The organism is Paenibacillus sp. OAE614 (genome assembly GCF_040546645.1).
Taxonomy (GTDB): Bacteria; Bacillota; Bacilli; order Paenibacillales; family Paenibacillaceae; genus Paenibacillus_AQ; species Paenibacillus_AQ favisporus.
The window spans coordinates 2,779,527-2,791,736 of sequence record NZ_JBEPOD010000001.1 but is presented as its reverse complement, the minus strand read 5'-3'; the positions used below and the strand labels follow the sequence as shown (position 1 = coordinate 2,791,736).

General features: G+C 55.4%; 8 protein-coding genes. All 8 read right to left on the bottom strand.

Annotated features, from left to right (window positions below; all coding sequences use genetic code 11):
- Nucleotides 1-24: 24 nt before the first annotated feature.
- The gene (locus ABIE48_RS12915; RefSeq protein WP_260869169.1) at nt 25-1,056 is read right to left on the bottom strand and encodes a glycoside hydrolase family protein; all 1,032 of its coding nucleotides are present in this window, start codon (nt 1,054-1,056) and stop codon (nt 25-27) included.
- Between the two features lie 91 nt (nt 1,057-1,147).
- A complete protein-coding gene (locus tag ABIE48_RS12910) occupies nt 1,148-2,347 on the bottom strand; it encodes a glucuronate isomerase (protein WP_192714348.1) in 1,200 nt (399 codons plus the stop codon).
- Nucleotides 2,348-2,369: 22 nt separating this feature from the next.
- Nucleotides 2,370-4,754 (bottom strand): glycosyl hydrolase family 95 catalytic domain-containing protein, encoded by a 2,385-nt coding sequence (locus tag ABIE48_RS12905; protein ID WP_192714349.1) that lies wholly within the window; start codon nt 4,752-4,754, stop codon nt 2,370-2,372.
- A 57-nt stretch (nt 4,755-4,811) separates the two neighbouring features.
- Nucleotides 4,812-6,374: an extracellular solute-binding protein gene (locus ABIE48_RS12900; RefSeq protein ID WP_192714350.1), complete on the bottom strand. Its 1,563-nt coding sequence runs from the start codon at nt 6,372-6,374 to the stop codon at nt 4,812-4,814.
- Nucleotides 6,375-6,563: 189 nt separating this feature from the next.
- Entirely contained in the window at nt 6,564-8,405 is a 1,842-nt protein-coding gene (locus ABIE48_RS12895; protein ID WP_354519012.1) for a cache domain-containing sensor histidine kinase, read from the bottom strand.
- A gap of 29 nt (nt 8,406-8,434) precedes the next feature.
- Nucleotides 8,435-9,460, bottom strand: coding sequence for a response regulator transcription factor (locus ABIE48_RS12890; RefSeq protein ID WP_192714352.1), 1,026 nt, complete (start codon nt 9,458-9,460; stop codon nt 8,435-8,437).
- Between the two features lie 76 nt (nt 9,461-9,536).
- A complete protein-coding gene (locus ABIE48_RS12885; RefSeq protein ID WP_192714353.1) occupies nt 9,537-11,117 on the bottom strand; it encodes an extracellular solute-binding protein in 1,581 nt (526 codons plus the stop codon).
- Between the two features lie 216 nt (nt 11,118-11,333).
- A complete protein-coding gene (locus ABIE48_RS12880) occupies nt 11,334-12,197 on the bottom strand; it encodes a carbohydrate ABC transporter permease (RefSeq protein WP_192714354.1) in 864 nt (287 codons plus the stop codon).
- Between the last annotated feature and the right edge of the window lie 13 nt (nt 12,198-12,210).

Sequence of the window (12,210 nt, the reverse complement as noted above, 5' to 3'; positions counted from 1 at the left end):
GTAATTGATTGTTCCATTCTAAATTCAAGGCGAAGTCCGCAGCGGAATCACCATGTTCCAGGTATGTTCCGCTTGCCGGAAGCCCCCCGGTCCGTCCGCAACAGCGGCGAACAGATGCGTCGGCTGTCCATCCTGAATCAGCAGGAAGGGCCGTTCGAAGCTGCCCATCCAACGCTCCGATCCGTCCTCCCATCGGACGCGCCGGGAATAGGATTTGGGCTGGTCCGCGAGCCTCCAGTCCCTGCCATCCGGAGAAAGTGCCAGAATGCCGCCGTGCTTCTCTCCGCACAGCTTCCCATCCATGTCTTTCGCGATCATGGCATACCCTTCCGCCGTACGCCAAATGAACGGGTCTTCGATATGAAACTTTTCCGGCGGAAACAGCGGCGCATCCTGGATTACGCGATAAGGCCCTTCATATCCTGCTGCCTCTGCTGCGCCCAGCGTCATTTGCCCATGGGCTGTGCCTTCATACCGCCGGGCTTTATAAACCAGCAGCACGGAGCCATCCTCCTGGATACATGGCGCCGGATTCGAGGTCAGGAAGCTGTCGAACTTGCCGGGCCTCGTCGGCAGGATCGGCGTATCGAGGCGCTTCCACGGCCCATAGACGCTGTCGGCGACGGCTAGGCCGACACGCTTGTTTGCCCTTGCCGCAATGACGCGGCAATCGTCCGCCTCCACCGTCTCTCCTGGCCGCGGCTCAGGGAAGGGATGCGTCGACCCCATGTAATACAGCAAATATTTGTCTCCATACCGGATGATGTGCGGGTTATGGGTGCTCCTTCCGTCCCAGTACTCCGCTCCCCGCGCTGGGAACACGGTTTCTTCGTAGGTATAGGGTCCTTCCGGGGTATCGGACGAGGCTCGGACGATTTCCGAACGGAGCAGCCAGCCCGGGTGCATCGGCAGCCACTTCGGCCACCGGGACGCAAACATATGAAAGCGTCCGTCCTCTCCGCGAACGACCGACCCGCACCATACCCACCAGCCTTCCATCCGGAAGCCTCCTTCCAGTGGAGCGGGCAGCATTCGGTCAAGCAGTGAAAATGTCACGTTCTCCCTCCGTTCATCATTAAGTTTCTCGACCATCTGTTTTTGCCAAATGGCACGCGTCTTTCACAATTCAGCGGTCTCAGTTTCACGATCAGACCGTCGACTCCGCCAACCCATACCGTTTTGCCGCGCTGCCATGCAGCCATTCCGCGGCCAGTGCCAGCGCATCCTCACGGCTCAGCCATTCATCCTTGATCTGTTCATCCAGAAAACGGGCCAGCAGCTGCTTCACGATCAGCAGCTTGCCGTACGTCCATTCGATGCAGCGCGCATCCGAGACGATCAGCGAGCTTTTGAGCGGGGATAACGCCTCGAGCCGGTACTGCATGCTCTGCGTGTATGTGCTGGCACGGAAGTTATACCACCACATGCCGCCTACGTGAACATTGGCAAAATTCCAGGCCGCCTGCACGACGTCCAAATTGTTCAGTTCCGATGCAACCACCAGCTCAAACGGGATATTGTAACGCTCAAACAAGCCATACAGCTTTACGATCCGGAGCGGATCGTTCACAGGGGCAGCCGAACTGCTCCCCCATCTTCGTTCCACGCCGAGGAACAGCTGAAGGAACATGCCCCGCTCCTGCAGGCCGGAGCAGATTTCATGGAGCAGCATTATCATGATCTCATCGGTCCGCTCCGCGGTTTCAAGCTTATAATCCTCATGCGCCGCTGCCTCATAATGGGGGAGCGTCGTCATGATCCCCGGACAGCCCATCTCATGATAGGACTTCAATTTCTCGGAAATGAACGCTTTCGCCTGCGCGAAACGGTCCTGGCGTTCATTGGCTGCGGAGGAGACGATGCCGGCGGCAAGCTCCGGCAGCCATCCGTCGATCCGGGGCAGCAGCAGAGCATCCTCCCGCATACCGTCAAATACGGCATGTTCAGGGCGGTTCACAACAAACCGCTTCACATGCAGCCGGTCGGCCACGCTTTGAGCCCAGCCTGAAGTACTTCTCTGTGCGCGTACAGCTTCGTCCGCCTGAAGCACAGACGCCGTGTCATGGATGGTGATTCCGTATAAATCCCCCATGATCGCCGTAAAAGCACGGTTCATCATCGTATTACGGGCAGCCTTGTAAGCTCTAACGAAGGCTTCCGCCCGCTCCGGAACCGGCAGCTGTGCCGCATCCTTCGGATATCCCGCCGTCTGCAGTTCTTGGTTCAACCAGAAATAATCGGCGATCTCCCAAAAGTCGGCCGCGCACAGCTTATCGCCTATCAAATGCGTATGCGTATCGATCACAGGCAGACGCATAATTTCTTCTAATAGTGAAGATATATTCATGATCCTTGCCTCTCCCCTCTCATTAGCTGAACGTCAACTGCAAGGTTAGGGATTCTCCCTGTTCAAGCAAGATGTGGATTTGCCGATTCTCAGGCAGTCTGCCCCCGTCCCGGAAGCCGCTGCAAACTTCGGGGAGCACGAGGGTAACGGAGCCTCCAGCCCTCAAAGATTGGAGCCGAACATCAAGCGTGCCATTCTTCCTGTCCCAGGCGATGTCTACCTCGTAGCCTCCACATGCCAGCATTCCAGCGGCGCTTCCGGAGAGGAATCGCTTCGGCAGGGCTGGGAGGATTCGGATCATGTTGGGATCGGAGTACAGCAGCATTTCCTGAAGCGCAGCCGTCATACCCATATTCGCATCAATCTGAAACGGAGCCCACTCCATATCCAGGCCGATGCCCATGCCGCGCCAATCGTTGTGAAGCGTGAAGAAGTTATTGATCACGGCTGATCTGGCCAGCAGATCCAAGCACTTCAGCGCCTTATCCGCTTCGCCCATGCGGGCGTACAAATTGGACATATGAGCAAGTGACCATCCCGTCTGCTCCTTTAATCCAACGACCAGCCTCTTTCTTAACGCGGTCTCGAAGGCTGCAAACAAACCGGGATCGGTCTCCCGCGTTACCTCTTTGCCCGGAAACACCGGATAGAGGTGCGACTGATGCCGGTGATGGTATTGATCCTCATAGGCAGGATGCATCCATTCACGGACTGCGCCGTCTGCATTAACCTGATACGCCGGGATTTTGGCGACCATGTCTTTCCAGCCCGCGACTTCCTCAGCATACAAACCTTCCTGAGCGGCACCCTCAACCAGCCGGGTCAGCACTTCCTTGGCGATGGCAAAATCCATCGTCGCGTTCATTGCCGTTCCCTTAAGCCCACCCGCGCCGTTACCCGGCCGGTTCTCGGGCGAATTGGACGGGCAGCTGATGTACAGACCATCGTCCCCGGTAATCAGGAAGTCTTCATAGAACAAAGCCGCCTCCCGCAGGAACGGCAGGGCCCGGTTTCTTAAAAACTCCCTGTCGCCCGTGTACAGGTAATAATCATAATAGTGCTGCGCGATCCAGCCTGCCGCCCCGGTCCAGTGGATAATGTGGGGCGCGATCGTCTTCAGCAGGCCGGAGTCCGGCGCGGTCGGCGCGGGGATCCAGATCCCCCTGCAGCCATAGATACAGCGCGCGTTGCGGCGATAATCGTCCATCTGCCGCTCCACGTAATCGAATACGGGCAGCAGCAGCTCGGGCATATGTCCCGTGAGCGTCTGCCAATACATCATCTGCAGGTTCTCGTTGGCCATATGGAACGCCCAGAAGCCGCGATATTCCCCGCACCATAAGCCGTATAAATGGCAGGGATCCCCGCCTTTGCGCGAGCTTGCAATCAGAAGATAACGCCCGTAGGCCCACATCTTCTCCAGCATGGCCAGAGGGGCTTCACCGCGGTAGGCTTGTAGCAGCAGCTCTTCGTTCGATGCCTCTCGTCCGGGAGCATCCAGATTCAGCGTCATCCGCTGAAACAAGCGTTCATGCTCCTCAATGTGCGGCTGCAGCAGCTCGGTGTAAGACCGATGTTCTGCGGCCAGCTCGTGTTTCAACCGTTTCCATGCCGCTTGACGCGGCTCATGAACGAACAGTTTAACCAGGATCAATGCCTGAGTCGCGCCTTCAAGAACGCACTCGCTGCCTATGCTGCTTATCCTGCTATCGATCGTGACCACCCGGGCGACGGCGCCGAAATCGCTGCCCTCGTCATGGCATGCGGCATACCATATGAACTCACCGTCGGACCCTGATTCGCTTCCTGTCGGCAATGGAGCATCAGGTCTGCCAGGGGGACGCCTGACATCCCCGCGATGATGCAGGTCAAGGGCGATCTTCGCCCATATCGAGCCTGACCCTGACGACCGCAGCTCATAGACGATCAAATCGTCCGCCCGGGATACGAACAATGTCCGCTCATAGAGCGTATGCCCATCCTGCCAGCGCACCGTTACTTCACCAGTTTCCATGTCCAGCTCCCGGCTGTAGTCTTTAAAGCCTTCACTTACGTCCATGCTCAAGTTCAGGTCGCCAAGCGGCAGCGGAACGGCCATGACCGGATCGTAACCTTTCTCCTTCAAACCGCCCACCAATACATTTTCGGCAAGCGCCTCCTGCCCTTCCATCATCAACCGGCGCATCTCTCCAAGCCGGCCGCTCACGTCGGGCAAATCCGGCGTGCGGCTCTGCCACCACAAGCCGCCGTGCGTCAGCATGACCGTTTCCAAATGGACGCCGCCATACACGGCTGCTCCGGTTATTCCGTTGCCTGCCGGCAGAGCCTCCCTCCACTTGGCTCCCCACCAGGATGACGGGGTCAGAAGCTTCAGCTTATTCCGTCCGTCTCCGGTTTTCCAGACCATATATTCCCCTCCTAACAGGAGGAAGCCCTTCGCGTGAAAGGCTTCCCTGAAATCAACCTATTTGCGGCTTTGCTGATCGATAATTCCGTCTTTGTTGTTGTAACGCTCCGTGGCTTCTTTGACGATCTCATCGCCGCCCTTTTGCTTATACTCCTCGATGACTTTAGGTAAATCGCTGATCGGCTCTTTGCCGTAGATCATTTTGACCATGTGGTCAATGATGAGCTTCGGCGCCTGATCCGGACGCTTGGAAGCCAAGTCAGGGAACTGGCTGAAGGATTCCAGGTCCGGCACAAATCCGATACCGCCCACGCCTTCTTTGGCCAGCGTATCATCAAGTGCCTTCAGCACGTCTTGTCCGCCTGGGAGCAATTCGGTCCGTTCACGGTTGATCGTTCCGTCACCGACCCAGCGCAGCAGCGAGCGGAATCCGGCTTCGTCCTGAGCGGCTTTGCCTTCCGGCAGCTTGTAATCGATTTTTCCGTCTTTAACCGTGTAATCCTCGCCTTCGATGCCAAAGCTGTAGAAGTTTTTCGCTTCCGGCGTCTGCATCCACTCGAACATTCGGATGATCCGGGCCGCTTTCTCTTTGCTGACCTTGCTGTTGATATAGAGCGAGGTGTTAACCGAGCTGTACAATCCATAACCCTTCTGTCCGTTGTCCCCTATCGGTGACGGGATGATATCGACCTTGGCGCCCGGAACCGCCGCACCGATCTTCGTGCGGAAATCGAGAAGGCTGGCGGCGTTGGCCGTCCACATGCCGGCATTGCCGGCTTCGATATTTTCGCTGTACTGAGGCGCCTGGATCGTCGCGAAATCTTTCTGGATCAGGCCTTCGTCATACATCGTTTTGTAGACGGTCAGCGCCTTTTCCATATTTTCAGCGTTAAAAAACTTCGGTACGACCTGGCCGTTCATTTCGGTAAACTGATAGCCCAGGGCGTCATACGCACCAAATACGATGTCCGCGTATTTAAAATTCTCTCTCATCTGATACGGCGCGCTGAGGCCGAGTTTTTTAAACGCACGCAGGACGTTCAGGAAATCGTCCATCGTTTGGGGCGCCGGAAGGCCCGTTTTTTCCAGCAGGTCGGTCCGGATGTAAGTGGCGCGGCGGGAAGGGTTGCTGAGCCAGGTCGGCACGCCGTAGATTTTCCCCTTGTAGCTCACCTCGTCCCATGCTTCCTTCGGAACGGCTTTCATCAGGTTCGGAGCATACTCTTTCAGCAAGTCGTCCAGCGGCATAAACACGCCGGCCTGAACCGAACCGGCCATAGACTTATCCGTAGCCCCGCCGACGTTTTGCACGACGTCCGGAATATCGCCGCCGGCGAACATGACGGCCATCTTCGCATCGAAATCTTTCAAGGGAATCAGCCTAATGTCCAAATCCACGTTGGCTCTCTTCTCGACCTCCTTGACCCATTTCTCGTTGTTGATGTCCTTGGAGCCTTCCGCGTAAGCGTTTCCACTTGTGGTTAAAGAAATGCTGAATTTCACCGGTTTTGATGCGTCGGCCGCATCGTCACTGCCGCTCGAGGCGCTTTTGTTTCCACAGCCTGCGGTCAGACCCGTGACAAGCGCTGCCGCGAGGATCAGACTGACCCATTTTTTCATCTTATAATCCCCTCTCTTCACGCAAAGTGCAAAAGATATTCTCTTTGCTGCTGTCCCCATCATAAGGCTTAACCAGGGAAGCTCCCATGGGGCGGATTATTGTCGTGATGTGTTTTTTTGCGGTTGTCTGACCATAAAAAAATCCCGTATTCCATGCTCCGGAATACAGGATTTGCTTAATGTTTGCGCCTAGCCGCTGCCCGCCATGGGCAGGGTCTGCATAGGCGCGGCTGCCTCTTGCCCCGCTGGGCTGCTCAGTTCTTTTACGCCGGAAATCGGCATCCGCATGATCATCCGGGTTCCCCACTCGGGACGGCTTTCCACAGTTACGCCGTAGTCCTCGCCGAACACCAGCTGAATCCGCCTGTGCACATTGGGTACGCCGATCCCGCCCGCACTGCCCCGGTCCTCCTCGTCGGCAAGCCGGTTCTCGCTCAGCTTGGCGCGAAGCTCCTCAAGCCGCTCTGGGGCCATGCCGCAGCCGTTGTCCTGAACGCTGACCCAGAAGGAATCTCCCTCTTCGCCGGCATCAATGATGATCGTATGATGATCCTCCACCCCTTGCCTGAAGGCGTGCTGGAACACATTTTCCACCAGCGGCTGAAGTGTGAGCCGGACCATCTTCCGCAGAAGCAGCTCCGGCCTTACCCGCACATCAATCTCGAACGTCCGGCCGATCCGGTGATTAATAATGACCATGAAGTACATGACGTGCTTGAGCTCATTCGCTACCGTGATCTCTTCCAGATTGGTCCGTACCGAATAGTGCAGCATATAAGACAGGGCCCCGACGATCTCCGTAATTTCGTCCGAGTCTTGAATAACCGCGTAACATACGACCGTTTCCAGTGTATTGTACAGGAAGTGCGGGTTAATCTGCAGCTGGAGCGATTGGAACTCGGCCATCTGCCGTTCGGCCTGCATTTCCTTGTTCCTCAGCTCCGCACGGTACACCGTATCAACCATCTCCGATAAGCGGTTCACCATCAGGTTGTAGCGGATCATCAGCTCGGTAATTTCGTCCCGGTGCTTCGGAAGCGGAATGAACTTCCAGTTTCCCTTTTCCGTCTGGCTCATCCCCTTCATCAGCGTCCGGATCGGGGTTGTAATCGACTTGCCGAACCGGCTCGCCAGGAACAACGCCGTCAGGAACGTAATGACCGCAACGACGATAATGGAGCTGCGTATCGTGTTAAGCGGTTTTTGCAGCTGGCTGTACGGAATGGACACCACCAGATTCCACCCCGAGTATTCGGCTTTGCGGCTGATATATACCCGGTCCATTCCCTCCGCCGAACTGCGGAACATCTCGGTGCCGGCCTCGCTGATTTGCTTGCCCAGGCTGGACGGAACGATCGATCCTACCTTGGTCTGATCGTTGTGGTATTGAATCCTGCCTTCGCCGTCCACAATGAAAAAATAGCTGTCCTTCCCCAGATCGATCCCCTTCCACAGGGTGGACAGCTCCTCCGCCTTGACCTCGATCCCCACAAAACCTTTCATGTCCGTGGAACGAAGTCCGCGGATGCGGCGGATCAGCGTCATCATCGGCGTCTTTTCGCCCAGAATGCTGTAATTCATAATAGTCAGCCGGCCGCTTTCATCCGTGTTCTCCTTAAAATATCGGATCTGTTTGGCGGTATCTTCCGGCTTAAAGGATGGCTCCGACCCGCCGTTATAATAATAGAGCGCATTCCCGGAGTAACCGATGATATACAGTGCTTCGATCTCGGGATTCCGGATCCACACCGGATCCACGATCGCATCCCGGATATCGGTCATGTAGCGGTAATTTTCGTACTCCTCCCGGTCAGCCGGCAGATCGATGTACCGTTTGACCCTGAGGTCGGTCAGCAGCGCCACCATCGACCGCTGATAAGACGACAAATACAGGTTGGTATGATGTACGGCATTGTCCACGATCTGGACCATTTGGCTCTTTGCGCTTTTTTGCAGCTGCTTGGCTGAAATGCTGTAGAAGGCGATGCCAACCGCAGACAGGGAAAGAAGAATCACGATGGTAAAATACAAAAGCAGCTTCAGCCTCAGGGATACTCTCATCATTCAATGCCAAAGGAAGACCGGTACTCCGACGGGGATACGCCGACGAAATTTTTAAAGGTCTTCGTAAAATGGGGATAATCCTCGTACCCCACCTTGACCGCGATATCGGTGATCGTCAGGGTCGGTACGGCAAGCAGCCTGCGCGCTTCTTCCATCCGTTTTTTGATCCGGTAATGCACAAAGGTCTCCCCTGTCATTTTCTTGAAAAGGGCGCTGAAATAGGTCCTGGCGAGACCCACCCGCTTGGCCACTTCCTCCAGTGTGATGTCCTCCGACAGATGCTGGTCGATAAAGGCTTTGGCCTCTTCGATCGGATCCTTGAAATTGCCTTTCCGTGTCAGCTGAAGCTCTTCGAGAATCCGGTCCATACTGGCGGTAAAAGCGATCATGACTTCCTTCTTCGTATTCGACGCGCCTTGTGTTCCCCGGCATCCGGAACGCGGCTTCCAGCCGCGGCTCTCCAGCCGTTCTGTGATCATGCCAAGGCAGTCGCTCAGCACCGCTTCCATGTTGATCACGTTCAGCCCATCGAACAAGCCCGACTGTTCTCCCTCTTCGATGATGCGAATCGTTTCGTCCCGCTGCAGCAGCCAGATGCTCTGCTCGAGCTGATGCGCCCACTCCACATATTTTTGCACAGGAATAATGCTGCCGGTCATCCCTGATATCAGCTCCTTCAGCGTATCGTGTACGTCCTGCTGGGTCACCGGTTTCAACAAATAGCGCTTGACCCCGTACGCCATGGCCCGCTGTGCATACTGAAAGTCATTATAACCAGATATGACGACAACCTGGACATGGCTGAATTCCCGGTGTATCCGTTCGCACAGCTCCAGTCCGTCCATCCGCTTCATCCGCAAATCCGTCAGCACCAGGTGCGGTTCCAGATTCCGGATCGTCTCGAAAGCGGCTTCCCCGTCATCGGCGGTATAAATCGCGGAGAAGGAAGCCGGATAACGCTGAACCATCTTAACCAAACCTTTTTGAATGACAGGCTCATCTTCCACAATCAAAACTCGCACTTGTATCAAACCCCTTCCTAAAGCGGATAGAAAAAGCGCAGCTGCATTATCGAAAAGAGAAAGAAATGCCGCATCCCTATCGGTTGTGCTGAATCAGCACCCCCTGCTTGGCCCGGTACCTCGCCGTCGCTTCCTGAATAATCGCATTTCCGCCGCGTTCCCGGTATTCCCGGACGACCTTCGGCCAATCCGAGATCGGTTCCTTGCCGTAAATCATTTTGACCATATGGTCAACGATCACGGGCGGCGCCTGGTTCGGCCGCTCCGAAGCGAGATCGGGATAGGCGCTGAAGGACTCCAGCTCGGGAACGAAGACGATGCTTCCCAGCCCTTCCTTTGGCAGCGTCACATCCAAAGCATGGAGCAGATCCTTCCCGCCCGGCACCAGCTCCGTTCTGGCCCGGTTGATCGTCAGATCGTGCGTCAGCCACAGCAGTTCGCGGAAGGTTTCCACGTCCTGCTCCTCCCTTGTTTTCGGAAAATGATACGCAATCGTCCCATCGTCTTCCGTATAGGTGTCGCCCTCGATGCCGAACGAAAAAAACCGCTGAGCTTCGTCTGAGACCATCCAATCAAAAAATTGGAGAATACCGATCAGTTTTTCCTTGGGCACATGCTTATTAATGTAGAAAGAATTGATGACGGTGCTGTACAAACCGTAGCCTTTCGTCCCTTCCGGCCCTTCCGGAGAGGGGATGATATCGATTTGGGCCCCGGGAACCGAAGCCCTGAGCTTGGTGCGGAAGTCCAGCAATCCGGCGGCGTTCGCCGTCCAGCTTCCCACTCGGCCTGCTTCGATGTCATGGGTATATTCGGTTGACGAGACTGTCGCAAAATCCTCCGGGATGAGTCCCTCCATCAGCATCGTCCGGTATACCTGCAGCGCCTTCATCATATGCTCTTCATCCAAAAATTTCGGAACCACCTCTCCGTTTCGGACTTCGAACTGGTAACCCAGCACGTCGTACGCGCCGAAAATGACGTCCGCATACTTGAAATTCTCCCGCATCTCATAGGGAATTTCGACCCCTAGCTTCTTGAAGGCACGGAGCACATCCAGAAATTCGTCGACGGTTCTCGGTACGGGCAGACCCGTTTGCGCCAGCAGGTCCGATCGGATATACGTTGCCCGGCGCGACGGGTTGCCGAGCCAGGCCGGAATTCCATAAATATGCCCCTCAAAGCTGGTTTCCTTCCAGGCTTCAGGCGGCACCGCTTTCCACAAATTCGGAGCATAGGTCTGGATCCAGTCGTCTAGCGGAAGGAACAGTCCCGCCTGGACCGATCCGGCCATGGCGGCCGAGCTTGCCCCGCCAATCATCTGCACGACATCCGGATAGGTATCTCCTGCAAGAATAACCGGCATGCGCCGGTCGAAATCTTTAAGCGAGATCAAAGAGATAGACAGCTTCGTATTTGTCAGCGCTTCCAATTGTTTGACCCAGCGGTCCTCGGCGGGGTCCGCCAGATTAACCGCATAAGGGCTGGCACCGTTGGATATCGCCAAGCTGAAGGCCGTCGGCTGAGGAGAGGATTCTTTCACACTTTCCTGAGCCGGCTGCGGCGAAGGAGAGGCTAATCGGTCCGCGCTTCCAGCCAGATAACAGAACAGGAGAATAACGGCCGCTGCCACAATGAAATAAGCTGCTCTTTTCATGCCGTCTCTCCTCCCTGCATCCATTTGACTCCTGTTTGACTTGCTTCGCTCTCTTGTTTTGCGCTGCGCGCAAAGCCAAATTCACTCACCAATCCAAACCCTTGTCTGCTAGCCTATACTTGAGCGCCGCGCTAATAGCATGACACTGATGTTTAATATCTTATCACATTTCACATCTATGAAAACGTATACTTTTTTTGCTGTAAAAAGATAGAGTCAGGCCTTGATCGACCCGATCAGCATCCCTTTGATAAAGTACTTCTGCAGGAACGGGTACACGATAATGATCGGTACGACGGAAACGACGATGACCGCCATTTGCACGCCAGCCGGAGAGATCTGGTTTACATTTTCAAGCAGGTTGCCTGCCTGACCGAGGTCATTGCTCAGAACGATTTCCCGGAGGCGAAGCTGCAGCGGGTAAAGCGCCCGGTTGTTGATGAAATACAGCGCCGACGAATACGAATTCCAGTGGGATACCGCATAGAACAGCCCCATGGTTGCCATGGCCGGTTTGGACAGTGGAAGAATAACGCTCCACATCGTGCGCAGCTCTCCTGCCCCGTCGATCCGGGCGCTGTCGATCAGCTCCGACGGAAGGGCGACGAAGAAGGAGCGCATGATGAACAGGTTGTACGCGCTGATGGCCGACGGAATGATCAAGGCCCATAACGAGTCGATCAGATGCAGGTTTTTGATCACCATGTAGTTAGGGATCAGCGGCGCCTGAAAGATCATCGTAATCAGTATAAAAATCAGCACGACTTTGCGCATCGAATACTCGGGTCTGGACAACGGATACGCCAGTGATGCAGTCAAGATCAAGTTGATCAGCGTCCCGACGACCGTGATGGATACGCTTACCATAAACGCTCGCCAGATAGAGCTGTCACCCAAAATTACATGGTAGTTTGTCAGCGTCCAATTGACCGGGATCAGCTTGACCTTGCCCGCATTGATCGCCTGGCTGCTGCTGAACGACTTGGCGAGCACATGGAGAAGAGGGAACACCATCAAGCATCCGACCAGCGTCAAGAAAATATAATTAAATCCGTCAAATAAGCTGCCTTTGTTTTTCATTGTGCCATCCTTC